Source organism: Exiguobacterium sp. ZWU0009 (assembly GCF_000798935.2).
GTDB lineage: Bacteria > Bacillota > Bacilli > Exiguobacteriales > Exiguobacteriaceae > Exiguobacterium_A > Exiguobacterium_A acetylicum.
Genome location: NZ_CP018057.1, coordinates 2,176,074 through 2,192,913 on the forward strand (window position 1 = coordinate 2,176,074; position 16,840 = coordinate 2,192,913).

A 16,840-nucleotide genomic window follows, 5' to 3' on the forward strand; every position below is an offset into this window, starting at 1 on the left:
AAGGACGATACATATGACACGCTATCATTTTATGTTCATCATCTCAACGATTGCAACGCTTGGCAGTCTCTATTTCAGTGAAATTCGCGGATTCATTCCCTGCCCGCTCTGTTGGTGGCAACGACTATTCATGTATACGACAGCCTTTTATTTGCTCATCTCGCTATTCCGGTCGAAAACGATTGATCCGCTCTTCGTCCGCCTGTATGTGCTTGCCGGCTTTGGTGTCGCCTTGTACCACGTCATCCTTGAGCGCTTACCCGATGGCGAAGCGTTATGTACGAGTGGCTGTCTCATTAAATGGGTCAACTATTTTGGCTTCTTGACGATTCCGATGATGAGTCTTATTGCCTTTACATTACTCTTAGTACTAGCGTTCTATCCAGCACGTTCAAACAATGAAGCGTAAGACAACACGATACAAATTAGGAGAAGCTATTTGAGCTTCTCCTTATTTGTATCGTACATCACGTCCAGCGATTGAAGACGCTGACGGCGCTTGAGAACGCAAGCTCTGAGAGTTGTCCCGTACCTTCACACCAGTCCCCGACGAAAGCGACACCTGCATGATCCGGAATGTGAGTCGCAAGTGGCGTTTGCCCCATTTTCCATTTGATTTCTTGTACGACTGCTCGTTTGATCGTTCGTTCTGCGACGATACGTTGTCTCCAATCTGCAAAATGAACGTCAAGCATCTGTTCGATTCCCGTTCGGACATGTCCAATATAATCGGGATCATCAAGTCGATCGTGTTCAAGATAGGCGATTGCTTGAAGGACTTGACCATCCTTCGGTGCAAGACTTGTATCATAATGCGATAAATCCGTGATGAACGCTCGATGCGAACGGTCGTAGATGTATGAATACGGTGTTTGAATATACGGGTGAAGTCCAAGATCATACACGAATACTTCTACTGGTTCATGACTCGCATACGGTGTAACAAATCGTTGAATGACAGTTGGGGTCGCCATTTTTAAAATTTCACGCGGTGGTACGGCAAAGATAATCCGTTCGACGTTCCATTCTTGTTTCTTTCGATCACGGACTAAGAATCCTGTCATAGTCGATTCGACTGCTGTTATTTTTGTTTTTTTCAAGATCTCTCCACGATTCTCTAGGATGATCCGTTCCAACTCCTGTACTAACCCTTGCCACCCACCTTCGATGTATGAGACAGGCTTTCGCGTCCGAAAAAGTTTTTGATAATACTCGAAATAGACGTCTGACGGGATTTTTTCCGGTTCTGCCGTAAAAAAGTTCGTTGATGCCAAATCAAGCATCAACTGTGCCACTTGTTCATCGACTCGTTCTGTTTTTAACCATTGTCCGATCGATTGTAGCGGATCCCCTCGTTCGACTCGTAAAATCGTTTTAATGATCTCCCATGTGAAACGTACTTTGTTCGTTCCTTCGATGACTTCTGTTTTTAGTAATCCCCAGGCATTCGCAGGAACTGCCGTCAAATGACCTGAAAACTCATATTTCGCACGACTCGCTGAGAAATCTAACCACGTCACTTCGATACCGAGCTGTTTCGTTAATTTGCGAAGAATCGATTGATCGCGTCCATAAATCGCATGAGCACCGTAATTAAACGTAAACCCTTTTACGGTTTGAGAGGTGGCACGTCCTCCAAGTAATCCAGCATCCCAAAGCGTGACCGGTGTTCCTTGTTTTGCGAATAATGCCGCTGCCGTCAAGCCGGATAATCCTCCACCTATGATACCAATCGTCATACTCCCGCCTCCTCAATCGTCATTTCTTTTCTTTTCCCATAACGATTGAAGAAGAATCGAAGAACATGAAAAAAGACGCGATTTCAATCATGAAATCACGCCTCCTTATTCTTGATTATGCTCTCCACCATTCATCGAGTGGTGAGACCGGCATATGATGCTTATGCCCAACACGTTTATACTGCGTCTCTAACTTTTCTTGACTTGCTTCTGAAATCGTCTTACCTTCCAAGTAATCATCAATTTCTTCGTATGTCATTCCGAGTGCGACTTCGTCTGGTAGTGCCGGACGGTTTTCTTCAAGATCTGCTGTCGGAACTTTTTCAATCAAGACTTCTGGTGCGTTCAAGTAACGTAAGAGTTGTTTCCCTTGCCGTTTATTCAGTCCCGTCAATGGCGTCAGATCACATGCACCATCACCATGTTTCGTGTAGAATCCTGTCACGAATTCAGCTGCATGATCCGTTCCAACGACTAAGCAGCCATAATGAGCGGCTAAATCATACTGGCTTTTCATTCGCTCCCGCGCTTTCGTATTTCCTTTACTAAAGTCGGAGAGTTCTGCACCTGTCGCTTCTTTGAACGCCTGCATCGATGCTTCGACTGCTGGTTTAATGTTCACACGAAGCGAATGATCCGGTTGAATGAACGTCAAGGCTGTCTGTGCGTCTGCTTCATCTTGTTGTTCCCCGTAAGGCAAGCGGACCGCATAAAATGCGACATCTTTCCCCTCTTCTTTTCGCAACTCTTCAACTGCCAGTTGGCATAGACGACCTGCGAGCGAAGAATCTTGTCCCCCTGAAATGCCCAATACGAATCCTTTTGCTCCAGTATGCTTGAGATACGCCTTCAAGAAGCCTACCCGCTCGCTTACTTCTTGTGCTGGATCAATGACAGGCTTTACTCCTGTTACTTGGATGATTTCTTGTTGCATGAATCACTTCACTCCTTCACATTGTGTTGATCGTCATTTTGAATCAATCATTTGTCGATCCGTCGTTTGTTTTGCACTTGCTCCCTTGAATTGACGGATTGTCGATACGCGAACTTCCGTGCTATCACCTAAAGAGGAGATTGGTAATTCAACCGTATACTGTTTCGTTTCACGTTTCGTGAACGTATCCTTTTCAATCGCTTGCGTGAAAACTTGTTCTTTCTCAAAATCATACGTTACGTGTTGTTTCGCATCAATCAATTGAGCCTGAAAACGTTGTGAGGAAGGATACGTCACGTTCACACTATGATCATTTGGATTCGTTAAAGATATGTCTAATTGCATCATGTCGTCCTGCTTGGTCGTTTTGACTGCGATCTGAATCGGTTCGTTCGTGGTTGTTGTTGCCTGTTGTTTCTTTTCTTGGCAACCTGCTAAACAAACAGTAAGCAGTAGCAGAATGAAAACGAGACGTTTCATCTCATCCCTCCTTTTATCTTTATTAATTTTATCACAAAAAAAAGCGAGAGAGGATTCTCCTCTCTCGCACGTTTATCCGCTTATGCCACAGGTAAAGTCGATGGATTCATCTTGAATGAAAACAATTGCTCTAATCCTGTCGCAAACAGTTCGTCACAAATATCCTCTGCCGCGTTTGCTGGTGCGACTAATGTAATCGTCCGACTGTCGATTGTTTCGATCGTTACATATACCCCTGTTTTTGTCCGTTCCTTGTATCCTACTGCTAAATCTGTTTCAGCGAAAAGTAACATATCCCCGATTCTCCCCTTTTCTCATTCATAATGCCCAGCCAAGAGATGACCTACATGATTCGAATTCGTTATTGTAGATTAACTGTACCAAAGGGCAGAAAAAAGAAGAAAATTGTCATTCGACATTTCATTTCAAAACAATATTTCAATTTCATCAGGGATATTTTGGAATGCTTGATTTAGTTGTTAGATGCAAGCGTTTTAATAAGCATTTCCAACACATTTCATTTCGATTTCAAAAAGATGACAACATAATTTTGATTATTTTACCAGCATTTTTAGACAACAGGGAAAATATACCTAGACAATTAGTGACTCATTTTGTCGAATGATTCTCTCAAGCAATTATTTTTTAAGTTCTCATGAACTTTCATCTATCATTCGATTCATTTGCTGCCAAACCGTTCCTAGTGCTTCTTCCCCACTCTCGATTCGCGTCAATGCGAGTTCGGCTTGTAGAGCTACTTCATATTCCCGGTCTCGGATTGCTTCACGCAGTCTTGGAATCGACTGTTCCGTTCCGACATCAAACAAGAAGCGAGCAGCTCGCCAGCGTACTAATTTATTTTTATCCGCTAATGCTTCCATCATCATTGGTTCAGCTTCTGGCATCGCCCAATCAGAAATCGTATCGCCTGCTGTCCGACGCACAATCCCTGACGGATCATGCAGTGCACTCGTCAAATACTCTAACAGTTCTTCACGGTGATCTTCGAACATCCCAAGCTTTACGATCGCTTGACGTCGAATTTGCATCTTCTCATCCTGTAGCAGGCGAGCATAAGCAGGAACCCATTCCATCTCAACAGGTAGTTCATCGAGCGCCGCGAATCGTTCTTTCCAATCGGTTGATTGAATCGCTTGACCGCTAAATGTAATATCTTCTCCTGCTGCGAGCGACTTAAGACGTTCGATACGTTCGACTGGATATGCAATCTCAATCTCATTCGCTACTTCACGCAAACTTTCGTCAAGGTCACCGTATCGAGGTGCTTGTTCCACCCAGCGTCGATCGCTAATGACATTCTGAACGAATGGTTGGACGAATAGCGCTGCTTCTCGGAAACGTTCCGACAGCCCTTCTCGTTTTTCTTCTAATCCTTTTACACCTTTGATTTGCATTGGTACGCCTAAAATGAACTGCACGAACAGATGGACAGGTTCATACTCAGCATCTGTCTCGTGCTGTTCAACATCATTTAACGTTTCACCGAACGCACGTCGTATATCGATGACAAGCGAACGCCAATCATATTTCGGATAACGCTCGATCGATAAAAAGTCACTGACCTGATAAACGAACTTAACGCCAGGTATTTCAAGTAATCGCTGAATGTGTTCCGGTGCGCCAAAGGCATGCTCGAATGTCTGTCCTTTTTCCGAAAAGACCTCATCAACGATGACTTTCATGTTATTTGGACTTGGTGTTGGTTCAATCGCTACGATTTTCATGTGTATCCCCTCCACTTCTATCATTTCAGATATCTAATCTGAAATGCAAAGCAAATGCCCTACAGACGTGACCGTAGGGCAAAAACTTACTTGAATGCTTCTTCAATGATTGCAACGAAGGCATCCGGTGTCTCAAACATCCCCATGTGTCCACTGTCTGTTGACCGATGTATGAGATGATCATTCTTTGGTGCAAATGCGCTTTCCTCTGAAATCAGTTGATCTTTCGTGCCGTGAATGATGACACCTTTTACGTTTGCTTTCGTTAAGACCTTCGTCATATCTCGCCGATCTCGCATTGCAGAAAGCGCACGGATGGCTCCTTCGACCGTCATCATGTACCCGATTTCAAGTGCTTCAGCGACAGCGAACTCATCTGCCCCTTCAGCGAATAAGGACGGAACAAGACCATTGACGAATTCTCTGACACCGACTTCTTCAACGCGCGTGATATTTTGATTTCGTTTTTGTTTCGCTTGTTCATCATCTGCTTTAGCTGTCGAGTACACGAGACCGTATCCACTGATTTGATCCGCATACCCTTCTACGATTGCAGCTGTAATGTATCCACCAAAGGAATGCCCGATGATGATCGGCTTTTCGATACCACGTCGATCAAGTTCATGCATGACCCATTCTGCAAAGCCTTCAATCGTATCCGGACCAACGTCAAGTCCCTCATGTCCTGGTAAACTTAGTGGTAATACATCAAAGGAATGTCGTAAATTTGCCTCTACCCGATTAAAATAATCTGTTCCTCCTGTAAATCCATGCAGGAGTACAAGTGTTTGTTTTTCCATTGACTACCTCATCCCTTCCATTCAGATGCGAGCATACGGTACATCGTCAAATCCATGAAACGGCCATGACTGTATGCATAATCTTCTAGTAATCCTTCTGCTTTGAATCCTAATTTTTGAACCAATGCATTAGAAGCGAGATTTTCAGGTGCGACGAGGGCGCTGATTCGATGGAGAGCAAATTCTTCAAAGCCATATGTCAGAACAGCTCTTGCCGCTTCCGAAGCGACACCACGTTGCCAATAGTCTTGACTAACTTCAAAACCAATCTCAGCCCGATGGTATTGGGATAGCCAGTTATGAAATCCGATCGTACCGATCAATTGATTCGTTTGCGCATCAGCAATTGCCCAGCGAATCGCTTTACCTTGCGTGAACTGTTCTTTAAAGTAACTGATGACATTTTTAGCTTCATAGACCGTCACGAGCGGATCTGATCCGTAATAGTACATCACTTTATCGTCCGATAGGATTTTAAACAATTCGCGTGCGTCACGGTTTTCGAGCTCCCGTAATATGAAGCGCTCGGTCCGCAATTCCGGGAATGGCTTTCGCAAGCCCCACATGCTCCATCACCTCTCTTTATGCTTCTCTATGTAGTATGCCCGTTTTCAGAAGTAAATATCCTTTCAGGCAATTCGAAGTTTTGCTACTATTAAATTATGAAGGAGTTAGTTATGGAAAGGAAGCGAAGTGGTATGTCGAGTGCGTTACTTTACTTATACGAGGACGAGGAAAATCAACGATTGACGATGTCAGGAGTACATTTCTCTGATTTCGCCGCAGCCGTCGATTTGAAACGTCCTTTACTTATTTCAGGAAGTGATTTCAAACAGACGAAACAATCGTTTCGCACGATGCTTCATTACATCGAAGGGCATGAGATCGAACAGTTTTCACAATCAACAGATGTCCAGCGTCATCCTTTGACTGCTATTGATATTCGCTCCTCCCATTCGCTCGATGTATTAACGGATGTCGAAATCGCGGAGTTATTATTTTTAATGCATATGAAACGAGGTACACCGCTCCCTTTCCTTGAATCGATTGAGAATGAACTAGTTTATTTTAGCGAACACGATGGTCTTCATGCTTCGGTTTACTTAAAGGATTGGTCACGGATAGAACAACTTATCTCCGACCTCGTACAACGGAAATTTCGTCAGCACGCACGATCCGTCGCCTCGATCGCCTTAACAGCTGAAATCATGATTCATATCCGTCATCTCCTCAAAGAAGGAGTATTGATTGATTTCGAAAGTGCAAAACGGTCTGTTTTCTCAAGAAATATTACGATTCCTGTCTATGTAGCAGGACGGTATGAAGACATGAGCGTACTACATGAAGATTTTGAAGCGGAGAAAGAATCGATTCTTCGACGAGGAACGCTTGTTTGCCGCAAGAAGAAATGGAGTTTTGAGTTAGATTGACCTTTAGCATCTTTTTCTTTTAGAAAAGGATGCTTTTGTTCTATTTGAATTTCACATGACGATTCCCTCTTAACAGGTATTCCTATCCATATGACAATATTGTTAAAAAATTTTTCGAATTTTCACACAAAATAAGACTAGCATCTTGTGAAGACTTCGCTATAATGAGGATAACCTTTTAAAGATAGAAGTTAGACCCGGTTTTTTATAGGGATAGTACTGGAATCAACAGAAGGAGGAATTCAATATGGATCAGTTAAAAGTGAACGGAATTGGCTCATTCACGAAATTTGCGACAAATGGGAACATCCTGAAATTAAAGGATACGACACTCGGTGAAGTGAAATTGTCGCTGAATGAAGCGAGTTCAATGACCATCGCCCCTGTCGATGAAGAAAATGGACTTTTCATCATTAAAGGGCAACAGCAGGAATCGCTTGTTGAACTGACGTTACCACGTCAATCCTGTGAGGTCGTTCACGCTTGGCTCCTCCATAAATTGAAACGCCACAAAAAAACGCGCTCGATTGCAACGAGCTGATATGTAACGTGAAACGTCTTGAGTAGAGACCGTCATCTCTGCTCGAGGCGTTATTTATTTTCAAAAATTCGGTGGTGAATTTTCAGAAAATATTGTTTTATTAAATTCTTCATGTTATCCTTAGAAAAATTCAAACAGGAGGTTTTAAACATGACACACGCAACGCTCATCCAAGAACGACTGATTGTGATTAAGAGCAGGGACTGAAGATTCATTTCTCGTTTGAGAAAATGAAGATCCAGGCCCTTTTCGTCATTTCGACAAGGCGTCTGTGCAAACGACGCCTATCCACAAACTGAGTGGATGAGGCTTTTTTTATGAAATTAGGATGAATGGAGGACAACACATGTTTAAGACAAAAGATACATTTGCTTTAGGATTTATGATTTTTGCTTTATTTTTCGGTGCGGGTAACCTCATCTTCCCACCGGAACTCGGTGCGCTTGCAGGTTCACAGTTCCTTCCTGCCATCCTTGGTTTTATCGTAACGGGTGTCGGTCTTCCTTTGCTCGGCTTACTTGCAGTTGCCTCTATCGGAGGCGGCATCAAAACACTTGCTGCACCACTCCCTCGTTTTGTAGGTGCTGCTTTGACGTTTGCACTCTATGTTGCGATTGGTCCCTTTTTCGGGATTCCGCGAACATCGGTTGTTACGTATGAGCTCGGAGTCGTTCCGTTTCTCGGTGCTCCTTCACAAATGACGTTGGTCATCTCATCAAGTCTCTTTTTCCTTGCTACACTCTATCTTGTACTACGACCAGGAAAATTACTTGAGATCATCGGACGTTTCATCACACCTTTGTTATTAATCGCTCTTGCTGCATTAAGCATCAGTAGTATCATTTCACCACTCTCGAGCGTCGCTTCACCAAACGAAGCGTATGAGACGACTGGACAGGCATTCATTCAAGGATTCCTTCAAGGATACTTAACGCTTGATGCACTCGGTGCCTTAGTATTTGGGGTCGTCGTACTGCATACACTAAAAAGCCGAGGCGTTCATGAACGAAAAGCACAATTTAAAGTCGTCACTCGTGCCGGAATCATCGCTGCCACTGCTTTGACTCTCGTCTATGTCGGACTTGGAATGATCGGACGTAACACATTTGCCGCCATCGGAAAAGTTGATGGTCCAGCACTTCTTCAACATTATGCAAATACTGCATTCGGCTCAATCGGTTTAGCTGTACTTGGTCTTGCGATCTTGCTTGCATGTTTGACGACATCAGTTGGTCTCGTCACCGCATTTGCAGAATATATGATGACGATTTCCAACCGTGTATCTTTAAAAGCGGCAAGTGTCTTCACGACTGCTCTTGGTCTTACGGTATCCATCGTCGGATTGCAGACATTGTTATCCATCGCTGTTCCGGTATTGATGTTCCTTTATCCAATCGTCATCGTCTTGATCGCATTGACATTCATACGTCATCTGTTCCGTCGTAAATCGGTCGTTTATCAATCAACTCTTGGAGTAACGATTTTCTTCTCATTCTGTAGTGCGTTGAATCAACTTTCGCTTTTCCCGGGAAATCTTAAAACGTTCTATCAATCCTTACCTTTAGTGGATCAAAGTTTAGAATGGTTATTCCCGACACTCATCGCCTTTGGTATCAGTTCATGGTTTGGACACGTTTCCAGTGCTTCTATCACACAAAAACGCGCTAGCTAGTGATTCCGCTTTCATCGCTATGGTATGATGGACAAAATGGTTATATTAATGGAGGCGTCATATACATGGATAAGATTGCTTGGATTACCGACAGCATGGCTTTTTTTGAGCCAGGAGAGGCTGAAAAAATCGGAGTCCATGTGATACCGACTTTACTCATCTTAAACGGAGAGTCTTACCGGGAGTACGTCGATATCTCGATTGAACAACTTGATCAAAAAATGCGAGAAGATTCCCACGTTTCACCGACGACTTCTCAACCATCATTCGGTGACTTCGTAACCTTGTATGAACAATTACTTGAAGATGGCTATGATTATGGGTATGCGATTCATATCACGAGTGGACTGAGCGGCACATATTCGAGTTCCGTCGCTGCAGCTGAAGCCGTCGGTTTCCCCTTATACGCGATTGATTCGTATACAGGTGCTGCGAATCAGCAAGAACTTGTCCGGATCGCACAACGACTCGTTGCTGCTGGTAAAGGTCCAGATGAAGTCATGTCTACGCTTGAGACATTCAAGCACAAATCGCATTTTTATCTGATTATCGGAAATATGGAGACGATGCGACGTAGCGGACGTGTCTCAGGAAGTCAATTTTTATTAGCAAACATGCTCAATATTAAACCAATCGCTCAATTTAATGAGGAAGGACGGCTTGTTCCATTTAAAAAAGTTCGTTCCATCAAAAAAGCTTTTAAAGAAATGGTTAGTGAAATTTCATCAAAAGTCAGCGCTCATGGTGTATATGATCGGACGCTTTATGTCAGTCATACGCTCGCTCATGCCGCTGCAGAAGAATTACGGCGTTTGATTTCTACAGAACATCCGGAGCTTCAAGTACGCATTACCCAATTTGGTCCTTCCATCTTGGCACATGCTGGCGCTGAGACGGTCGGTGTGTACTGGTTCGATGAGATTCCTTTACCGACAACTTGATATCTTGCACGAAACGATAAAAACCGGACGGTCTCAAGCAGACCGTCCGGTTTTTTCATGTCGTTTCATACTTACGAAATAGTTCTTCTAGTAATACCGCTTCGTCCGTCGTCCGTTGAATCGGTTCATGCGGCAGCGTGATTACACTGGATAACGTCTCAGAAGGATATACATCGATCGAAACTTGTTCCATTTCGATGAGATACTCAAGAATGGAATCAAGTGATGTCTCCTTATTGAATTGACGAAGCCAATTTTCATATCGACGATCCACTTTCCCTTCTTTGAGCAAAATCTTTCCACCGTCAATGATCGCCCACTTAGGTGGCGCATCGATTTGAAAGAGTTCCAACTGCTGGTACTCTTCCATCGTTCGGGTCGTCACCGGAACAACACCGTTAATCGATACTAACCGTTTTAATCTAAGATGCGCTCGCATCGTCATGAAACGAGGTCGCCCAGCGACTCGCTCGACAAGCAACGTCGGCTTGTTGATGGAGCGCATCGTTTCTTCATCAAATAATAAACTATGATCAACATCTAACAGTAACATCAAGCCACTCCTTTTTTTCTACGGGAGACGATGAATGCATAGGAGCTACATAAAAGAATTGCGGCAAAACAATATCCACCGATGACATCTGAGAAATAGTGAACGTTTAAAATGATTCGAGAAGCTCCCATGGCGAGGAATAATCCAATCGTCACGATCGATACAAGTACTTTCCCACTTGTTTTAAGATGACGAAACGCAACGACGAGAAATCCAGCATAGACGGCAAAAGCCATCGCTGAGTGACCACTCGGAAAACTGTATCCTACGCCACCAACCAGTTCGTTTAATGAAGGTCGCTCTCGGACAAAAGCGAATTTAACGACTTGATTCAATACACCTACTGATATTGCCATGAGCACATACCAAATGCTTGCGATACGATCTCGCCACAAAACATAACTCAGTATGCCAAGTAACGCCGTCATCGTCATCGCCCCTGGACCTGATCCGAGTTGAGTGAACCAAGAAACGTAATCTCCTGGAACGTGTTGCGACATGTATGACGATAATTGGGCATCAAATAAGAAATAGCCTGTCATTCGAATCGAGACGGCGATGATTACGAATAAGACGACAGCGATGGACGCACCTGTCCATGCCGCTCTCCCACCCCGCATTAGTATGTCCCCTTACGTTCTTCTAATTCTTCTGCTGAGTAGTCTTCTTTATCCCGCAAGCGATGCGCTAGACGTCCGGATGCGTTTGCTGCGATCGCTGCGACGATATCATCCATGAACGTATTGACTTTTCCGTCCCCAAGCTTCGTATCGAGTTCTTTGATGATACCAACCTTTGCTTTATCCAGGTAGCCGAACGTTGTAACCGCAATCGAACCATACGTGTTGACGGCACCAATCGCAATCGTCTCATCGACACCAAATAGTCCTTCGTCGCTTTGGATGATGGACAAGAGTGGTTCTGATAATAACCCTTTTTCCGCCAAGATGTCCAGTTCTGCTCCGACGAGAATCGCATGTTGTAACTCACGTTTTTCAAGAACACGTTCAACAGAACTAACACATGTCTCGATAGTCAGATCTACTGTGTATGGGGCTTGCATTTGGTATACGATCTCAGCAATCGCATGGATCGTCACCCCGCGTTCATGCAACTTATCGATAGCTGCTTGTTTGACCTCTTTTGAATGTGTTTTCTTCATGACTGTATCCACCTCTCCAACAAAGTACTTCATTAGTATACACGGATTCTGAACCTCCTCTCAAACTTCTTTGACATCGACGCCAGAATCCGTCATGATTATTTTGTAAAGCGTTATCATTTCAGGGGAAAGTAGGGGATTTTCGATGAACATCGGGGTTGTATTGTTTCCATCGAAACGCGTTCAAGATTTTGCAAATTCATACCGAAAGAGATATGACTCGAAGTATGCACTGATCACACCTCATATCACGCTACGGGAGCGGATGGAAGTCGATGAGACAGAATTAGACCACATCGTGACGGAGTTGAATCGAATCGCGTCCGAAATGAAGCCTGTCAATTTGCACATTCAAGGAGCTCGTTCGTTCCATCCGACGAACAATGTCTTGTTCCTTAAAGTAATGCCAACGGATGAGTTAGAACAATTACATCGCGCTTTGCATACAGGGCCACTCGAACATAAGCCGAAATACGATTTCTTGCCACATATCACGATTGGTCAAGAACTGTCGGATGTCGAACTGTTCGACGTGTTAGAACGTCTCAAGATGGAAGATATTCGTTTCCAAGAGGACGTTACGAAAATGGCTTTATTGTATGAACTGGAAAACGGTGCTTGGAGTGTCTATGAGACATTCCGCTTCACAGGTCAATGAATGATTAAACTTCCCGGTCGAAGCTTCGACCGGGAAGTTTTAGTTCTGGTAATACACCGTATGCATTTGCTTGTTCTTCTAAAAAATCGTCAGTTTCATGTTCACGATAAGCATCGATTGGGCGAATTGGTTGAATCCGAGCGACTGGCTCAGTCTTTAGTTGTGGATCGACACGTACTTGACGGTTCACATATTGCACGACTGTAAAATCGATTGCATTCATCCATTACACTTCCTCTCTCCTTCAACATGTTCATATTTGATACTTCCCCGATCCAGCACAAAAAAAACCAAGCCTCCCACTTAGGAAAGCCTGGCTTAATCGATCTTTTATTAAAGAATGTGGAATCCGCTATCAACGTGAAGGATTTCTCCTGTCACCCCACTCGACATTTGTGAAAGCAAGAACAGTCCACTTTGACCAATTTGTTCTGTCGTGACGTTACGATGAAGTGGCGCACGTTCTTCGATGCTATCAAGAATCGAATTGAAGTCGCCGACACCTTTTGCTGATACTGTCCGAATTGGACCAGCTGAGATGGCATTGACACGAACGCCTTGCTGACCATATTCAGCAGCGAGATAACGAACGCTTGCATCTAATGCGGCTTTCGCAACACCCATGACGTTGTAGTTCGGAACCATCTTCTCACCACCAAGGTACGTCAACGTGATGACGGATGCATCTTCCGTAAAGAAATCCTTCGCCGCCTTGACGACTGCTGTTAAGCTGTAGGCTGAGATATCAAGTGCTTGCGCAAACTGTTCACGCGTTACTCCAGAGAATTCACCACGAAGCGCTTCTTTGTCCGCGAATGCGATCGAGTGAGCGATTCCTGAAATCTTACCGTGATCCGCATGGATTGTTTGGAAGACCTGTTCGATTTCTTCATCACTTGTGACATCACACGTATAATAAGAAGCCGGACGTGATAATTCTTGCCCTAATTTTTCAAGTGGTGCTTTAAAACGTTCCCCGACATATGTAAATGCCAGGCTTGCTCCAGCAGCGTCGAGCGCACGTGCGATACCCCATGCAATCGAACGTTGGTTGATGACGCCCATGACGACGTACGTCTTGCCTTCGAGTGAAGGATAAATATTCATAATAAAGTCCCCCTTGAATTAGTACCTGGTAATAAAACCTATCTTCAGGTTACAAAAACGTAACGCTTCTGTCAACCATCGCTCTTGATATTGCGGATTTGATAAATTACGGTAATATAGAAAGTGATAGAAAGTAGGGATGAAATGAATCGATTCAAATCATTTACACAACGTTATGATCATACGTTGCTTTTTTTACTCGCCTGTCTGATGGTCATCAGTATCATCGCCATCTATACAGCACAACCTTCGCTTAAAGGTGCGATCAGTGCCATCAACTTCTCTGCCAAACAAATTCAATGGTATGTCATCGGCTTCATGGCGTTATCCGTCGTCATTTTCATCGATTATGAACAGTTGAAGCGATTCCACTGGTTTTTATATGGAGCAGGTATCGTGTCATTGATCGGTCTTGTCATTTTCCGTGGTACACCAATCGTCACTGAAATCAAAGGGGCATACGGTTGGTATCAATTCCCCGTTATCGGTACGGTCCAACCGGCTGAGTTCATGAAGTTCTTTTTGATCGTGACGCTCGCTGCCGTTATTACCGAGCACAATGCGCGTTATGTTCAACATGAAAGAGATCTCTTGTTACTTATCAAGTTAGTCGCGGTTACAGCCTTGCCGCTCGGTCTCATCATCATTCAGCCCGATTTAGGGATTGGTTTGATTCTCTGCGTCATCTTGGCATGTGCGATGTTATTATCAGGACTAAATTGGAAATGGCTTTTGACAATGTTCGGTCTGTTTGCAGGCGCCGTCATCATCTTCTTTTATCTGTTCTTTTTCCAGAACGATTTACTCGCCACCTTTTTCCCGGGTCACGCGATGAACCGGATCATGGCTTGGTTGCAACCATTCGAATATGCGGATGATCTGTCGTACCAGCTCGTCCAAGCAATCAACGCTACAGGTTCAGGGCAAATGTTCGGCGTTGGATACGGAAAACTGCAAGTGTTCGTTCCGGAATTGCATACAGACTTCATCTTTACGACGATTGCCTCACACTACGGTTTCATTGGAGCTGCCATCGTCTTGATCGTCTTGTTCCTGTTCGTCTATCGCTTGATTCAAATTGCACTTGAAACAGCGGATCCATTTGGCACCTATATCGTGACAGGATACGTCGCGATGTTTACGTTCCAGATCTTCCAAAACATCGGGATGACGATTGGTGTCTTACCGATCACAGGTCTTCCCTTACCGTTCATCAGTTATGGTGGATCAACGATGATCGTAAACCTCGTCGGTCTAGGATTGATCATGGCAATCGCCTCTCAATCTCGAATTTCTATGTTCGATGAAGACTAAACACAAATAAAAAGGCAGTGGACCAAGTCCATTGCCTTTTATTTGTGTACTTCATCATTCCAGTCGGAGATCCTCAGGAAGTGGTGCTTCAAAACGAACCCGTTCTCCCGTCGCAGGATGAAGGAACGTTGCTGACGCACTATGGAGTGCCTGACGCGGCAACAACGGGTTTCCTTGATACATCGTATCGCCAATCAAAGGATGCCCAAGAAAAGCAAGGTGGACACGAATTTGGTGTGTCCGACCCGTCTCTAGTCGGATATCGAGTAATGAGATCTCTTGATCAAAAGCTCGAACTAGACGGCTATTTAAAATATGCGTGATGGCCCGTTGACCATCTGGTCGTACCATCCGTTCCATGAAAGAATGATCGGTTTGACCAATCGGTTGATCAATCGTTTGTACCGATACGTTTCCGGGTGCATACGCTAAATAATGTCGTTCCAATTCATTAGATCGTTGCATAAGACTCATTCGGTGATGAGCAAGCCCATGTTTCGCGAACAAGACAAGACCACTCGTATCACGATCGAGCCGATTAACGATATGGATCGCATACGGAATGCCTTGTTTTTGATAATAACCAAGAACATAGTTCGACAATGAGCGTTCCGGATGCAATCGTGACGGGATCGATGCCATGCCTGGCGGTTTATTGACGACGAGCAACCAATCATCTTCAAACAAAATATCGAGCTCCCCTTCTGTCGCCACCATATCCGGTGCTGGTGTCTCTTCCGGGAAGAACACATGGACACGATCGCCCGCGTGTAAGACGTCGTGGACGTTGACATGCTGACCATTACACGTGATATCCCCATGATTTTTAATCGATACTAACATTTTTCGCGAAATCCCTAAGCGGGTCGTACAAAAATGACTGACACGCCAGCCATCCTCGATGTCAGTCACCATCTGTTGTAGCTGAAATCCATTCATGTTTCCATTTCCTTTACTTTAACGTCTTTCGTCTGCCAGGAAAGATTCCCGCACCCGTTGCCAGAACGGGAAAGAACGAAAACGAGCAAATTTCACTTTTTTATCAGAGACCCGGCATCGAATCGATGTCACGTTTTGATGAATGATCGAAGCATAGTGGTCATAGGTCATCTGAAAATCAATCGGATTAACGGGACGAATTTCGACATCATGATGTTTCGGTAACAACATCGGTGAGCCGATCGTCCGGTAGACACGATTGTTGATGGAAGCCATCTCTGTAATTTGAATTGCTTCGAGCGCCGGGTGAACGATCGCTCCGCCGAGTGCCTTATTGTAAGCTGTGGAACCAGACGGTGTCGATACACACAACCCGTCCCCTCGGAATGTCTCGAAGTAGTCGCCTCGAATCGATAAATCGCAAACGAGCGTCTGATTAAAACTTTTAATCGTACATTCATTCAAGGCAAGCAGTTGGTTGTGTGAACCATCCGCATAATCAATCGAGAGTTCAAGCAATGGGTATTGAACCGTCGCCAAATCCTGCTTCGCGATATGATCAATCAGTTCATCCATTTCTTCAGGGCGCCAATCCGCATAAAAACCAAGATGCCCCGTATGAATCCCAACAAGCGTGATCGTCTCTACTTGATCTAGATACGAATGAAACGCCTGTAACATCGTTCCGTCTCCACCGATCGAGACGACGATTTCCGGCTGGCTGACATCAAGAATACATCCTCGATCCGTCAATGCCTGCTCGAGTTGCTGTTTCAGCGCATGAGATCGCTCATCATCACGAGCCGTGATTGCAAAACGCATGGT

General features: G+C 44.4%; 21 protein-coding genes. 7 read left to right on the top strand and 14 right to left on the bottom strand.

All coding sequences use genetic code 11. The features are described 5' to 3' along the window. The first annotated feature begins 13 nt into the window (after positions 1–13). Entirely contained in the window at positions 14–409 is a 396-nt protein-coding gene (locus tag L985_RS11485) for a disulfide bond formation protein B (RefSeq protein WP_029342185.1), read from the top strand. 58 nt (positions 410–467) lie between these two features. Here L985_RS11485 and L985_RS11490 read toward each other — a convergent pair whose 3' ends face one another. The 7 genes from L985_RS11490 to L985_RS11520 all read right to left on the bottom strand — a co-directional run bounded on the left by L985_RS11490 (position 468) and on the right by L985_RS11520 (position 6,264). Continuing rightward, a complete protein-coding gene (locus tag L985_RS11490; RefSeq protein WP_047393698.1) occupies positions 468–1,739 on the bottom strand; it encodes an FAD-dependent oxidoreductase in 1,272 nt (423 codons plus the stop codon). A 115-nt stretch (positions 1,740–1,854) separates the two neighbouring features. Next, complete coding sequence (gene nadE, locus L985_RS11495; protein ID WP_029342187.1) at positions 1,855–2,673, bottom strand: ammonia-dependent NAD(+) synthetase; 819 nt, start codon at positions 2,671–2,673, stop codon at positions 1,855–1,857. Positions 2,674–2,706: 33 nt separating this feature from the next. Continuing rightward, on the bottom strand, positions 2,707–3,153 hold the full coding sequence (locus L985_RS11500) for a BsuPI-related putative proteinase inhibitor (RefSeq protein WP_029342188.1): 447 nt from the start codon (positions 3,151–3,153) through the stop codon (positions 2,707–2,709). An 80-nt stretch (positions 3,154–3,233) separates the two neighbouring features. Next, positions 3,234–3,446 (bottom strand): hypothetical protein, encoded by a 213-nt coding sequence (locus L985_RS11505; RefSeq protein ID WP_023468866.1) that lies wholly within the window; start codon positions 3,444–3,446, stop codon positions 3,234–3,236. Between the two features lie 360 nt (positions 3,447–3,806). Then, on the bottom strand, positions 3,807–4,898 hold the full coding sequence (locus tag L985_RS11510; RefSeq protein ID WP_029342189.1) for a conserved virulence factor C family protein: 1,092 nt from the start codon (positions 4,896–4,898) through the stop codon (positions 3,807–3,809). A gap of 86 nt (positions 4,899–4,984) precedes the next feature. Then, positions 4,985–5,698 carry an alpha/beta fold hydrolase gene (locus L985_RS11515; RefSeq protein ID WP_029342190.1) on the bottom strand — a complete coding sequence of 238 codons (714 nt, stop codon included), beginning with the start codon at positions 5,696–5,698 and terminating at the stop codon, positions 4,985–4,987. Positions 5,699–5,706: 8 nt separating this feature from the next. Next, positions 5,707–6,264 carry a GNAT family N-acetyltransferase gene (locus tag L985_RS11520; RefSeq protein WP_023468869.1) on the bottom strand — a complete coding sequence of 186 codons (558 nt, stop codon included), beginning with the start codon at positions 6,262–6,264 and terminating at the stop codon, positions 5,707–5,709. Positions 6,265–6,396: 132 nt separating this feature from the next. Between L985_RS11520 and L985_RS11525 the strand changes: the two genes are divergently transcribed. The 4 genes from L985_RS11525 to L985_RS11540 all read left to right on the top strand — a co-directional run bounded on the left by L985_RS11525 (position 6,397) and on the right by L985_RS11540 (position 10,282). Beyond that, positions 6,397–7,128, top strand: a complete 732-nt coding sequence (locus L985_RS11525) for a hypothetical protein (RefSeq protein WP_047393694.1) — start codon at positions 6,397–6,399, stop codon at positions 7,126–7,128. Between the two features lie 247 nt (positions 7,129–7,375). Beyond that, complete coding sequence (locus L985_RS11530) at positions 7,376–7,669, top strand: hypothetical protein (protein ID WP_047393692.1); 294 nt, start codon at positions 7,376–7,378, stop codon at positions 7,667–7,669. Positions 7,670–8,015: 346 nt separating this feature from the next. Then, positions 8,016–9,341: a branched-chain amino acid transport system II carrier protein gene (gene brnQ / locus L985_RS11535; RefSeq protein WP_047393690.1), complete on the top strand. Its 1,326-nt coding sequence runs from the start codon at positions 8,016–8,018 to the stop codon at positions 9,339–9,341. 65 nt (positions 9,342–9,406) lie between these two features. Continuing rightward, a complete protein-coding gene (locus tag L985_RS11540; RefSeq protein WP_023468873.1) occupies positions 9,407–10,282 on the top strand; it encodes a DegV family protein in 876 nt (291 codons plus the stop codon). A 55-nt stretch (positions 10,283–10,337) separates the two neighbouring features. Here L985_RS11540 and L985_RS11545 read toward each other — a convergent pair whose 3' ends face one another. Genes L985_RS11545 through L985_RS11555 form a run of 3 tightly spaced genes read right to left on the bottom strand, consistent with a single transcriptional unit; the run spans position 10,338 to position 11,997 of the window. Then, positions 10,338–10,835 (bottom strand): hypothetical protein, encoded by a 498-nt coding sequence (locus L985_RS11545; RefSeq protein WP_047393687.1) that lies wholly within the window; start codon positions 10,833–10,835, stop codon positions 10,338–10,340. Further along, complete coding sequence (locus L985_RS11550; protein WP_052169453.1) at positions 10,835–11,455, bottom strand: phosphatase PAP2 family protein; 621 nt, start codon at positions 11,453–11,455, stop codon at positions 10,835–10,837. The genes L985_RS11545 and L985_RS11550 overlap by 1 nt, the downstream gene beginning before the upstream one ends. After that, on the bottom strand, positions 11,455–11,997 hold the full coding sequence (locus tag L985_RS11555) for a phosphatidylglycerophosphatase A family protein (RefSeq protein WP_034786059.1): 543 nt from the start codon (positions 11,995–11,997) through the stop codon (positions 11,455–11,457). The genes L985_RS11550 and L985_RS11555 overlap by 1 nt, the downstream gene beginning before the upstream one ends. Positions 11,998–12,142: 145 nt before the next feature. On the opposite strand from L985_RS11555, the gene L985_RS11560 reads away from it, so the two are divergent. After that, positions 12,143–12,655: a YjcG family protein gene (locus tag L985_RS11560; RefSeq protein ID WP_047393684.1), complete on the top strand. Its 513-nt coding sequence runs from the start codon at positions 12,143–12,145 to the stop codon at positions 12,653–12,655. Between the two features lie 4 nt (positions 12,656–12,659). Here the strand turns inward: L985_RS11560 and L985_RS11565 are convergent, their stop codons facing one another. Both L985_RS11565 and fabI read right to left on the bottom strand, forming a co-directional pair. Further along, on the bottom strand, positions 12,660–12,878 hold the full coding sequence (locus L985_RS11565; protein WP_029342213.1) for a hypothetical protein: 219 nt from the start codon (positions 12,876–12,878) through the stop codon (positions 12,660–12,662). 110 nt (positions 12,879–12,988) lie between these two features. Continuing rightward, a complete protein-coding gene (gene fabI, locus L985_RS11570) occupies positions 12,989–13,762 on the bottom strand; it encodes an enoyl-ACP reductase FabI (protein ID WP_029342212.1) in 774 nt (257 codons plus the stop codon). A 144-nt stretch (positions 13,763–13,906) separates the two neighbouring features. On the opposite strand from fabI, the gene L985_RS11575 reads away from it, so the two are divergent. Then, entirely contained in the window at positions 13,907–15,076 is a 1,170-nt protein-coding gene (locus L985_RS11575; protein WP_029342211.1) for an FtsW/RodA/SpoVE family cell cycle protein, read from the top strand. A 54-nt stretch (positions 15,077–15,130) separates the two neighbouring features. Here the strand turns inward: L985_RS11575 and L985_RS11580 are convergent, their stop codons facing one another. Together L985_RS11580 and L985_RS11585 are read right to left on the bottom strand one after the other, a co-directional pair. Beyond that, positions 15,131–16,015: an RluA family pseudouridine synthase gene (locus L985_RS11580; protein ID WP_047393682.1), complete on the bottom strand. Its 885-nt coding sequence runs from the start codon at positions 16,013–16,015 to the stop codon at positions 15,131–15,133. An 18-nt stretch (positions 16,016–16,033) separates the two neighbouring features. Beyond that, complete coding sequence (locus tag L985_RS11585) at positions 16,034–16,837, bottom strand: NAD kinase (RefSeq protein WP_023468882.1); 804 nt, start codon at positions 16,835–16,837, stop codon at positions 16,034–16,036. Between the last annotated feature and the right edge of the window lie 3 nt (positions 16,838–16,840).

Bases quoted from the DNA above. Each gene is read 5' to 3' on its own strand.
- L985_RS11560 (WP_047393684.1), top strand. From the start codon at position 12,143: ATGAACATCGGGGTTGTATTGTTTCCATCGAAACGCGTTCAAGATTTT.
- L985_RS11575 (WP_029342211.1), top strand. From the start codon at position 13,907: ATGAATCGATTCAAATCATTTACACAACGTTATGATCATACGTTGCTT.
- L985_RS11545 (WP_047393687.1), bottom strand. From the start codon at position 10,835: ATGTTACTGTTAGATGTTGATCATAGTTTATTATTTGATGAAGAAACG.
- L985_RS11490 (WP_047393698.1), bottom strand. From the start codon at position 1,739: ATGACGATTGGTATCATAGGTGGAGGATTATCCGGCTTGACGGCAGCG.
- L985_RS11585 (WP_023468882.1), bottom strand. From the start codon at position 16,837: ATGCGTTTTGCAATCACGGCTCGTGATGATGAGCGATCTCATGCGCTG.
- L985_RS11520 (WP_023468869.1), bottom strand. From the start codon at position 6,264: ATGTGGGGCTTGCGAAAGCCATTCCCGGAATTGCGGACCGAGCGCTTC.
- L985_RS11500 (WP_029342188.1), bottom strand. From the start codon at position 3,153: ATGAAACGTCTCGTTTTCATTCTGCTACTGCTTACTGTTTGTTTAGCA.
- L985_RS11550 (WP_052169453.1), bottom strand. From the start codon at position 11,455: ATGCGGGGTGGGAGAGCGGCATGGACAGGTGCGTCCATCGCTGTCGTC.
- fabI (WP_029342212.1), bottom strand. From the start codon at position 13,762: ATGAATATTTATCCTTCACTCGAAGGCAAGACGTACGTCGTCATGGGC.
- L985_RS11580 (WP_047393682.1), bottom strand. From the start codon at position 16,015: ATGAATGGATTTCAGCTACAACAGATGGTGACTGACATCGAGGATGGC.
- nadE (WP_029342187.1), bottom strand. From the start codon at position 2,673: ATGCAACAAGAAATCATCCAAGTAACAGGAGTAAAGCCTGTCATTGAT.
- L985_RS11510 (WP_029342189.1), bottom strand. From the start codon at position 4,898: ATGAAAATCGTAGCGATTGAACCAACACCAAGTCCAAATAACATGAAA.
- L985_RS11515 (WP_029342190.1), bottom strand. From the start codon at position 5,698: ATGGAAAAACAAACACTTGTACTCCTGCATGGATTTACAGGAGGAACA.
- L985_RS11555 (WP_034786059.1), bottom strand. From the start codon at position 11,997: ATGAAGAAAACACATTCAAAAGAGGTCAAACAAGCAGCTATCGATAAG.
- L985_RS11505 (WP_023468866.1), bottom strand. From the start codon at position 3,446: ATGTTACTTTTCGCTGAAACAGATTTAGCAGTAGGATACAAGGAACGG.
- L985_RS11485 (WP_029342185.1), top strand. From the start codon at position 14: ATGACACGCTATCATTTTATGTTCATCATCTCAACGATTGCAACGCTT.
- L985_RS11540 (WP_023468873.1), top strand. From the start codon at position 9,407: ATGGATAAGATTGCTTGGATTACCGACAGCATGGCTTTTTTTGAGCCA.
- L985_RS11565 (WP_029342213.1), bottom strand. From the start codon at position 12,878: ATGAATGCAATCGATTTTACAGTCGTGCAATATGTGAACCGTCAAGTA.
- L985_RS11530 (WP_047393692.1), top strand. From the start codon at position 7,376: ATGGATCAGTTAAAAGTGAACGGAATTGGCTCATTCACGAAATTTGCG.
- L985_RS11525 (WP_047393694.1), top strand. From the start codon at position 6,397: ATGTCGAGTGCGTTACTTTACTTATACGAGGACGAGGAAAATCAACGA.
- brnQ (WP_047393690.1), top strand. From the start codon at position 8,016: ATGTTTAAGACAAAAGATACATTTGCTTTAGGATTTATGATTTTTGCT.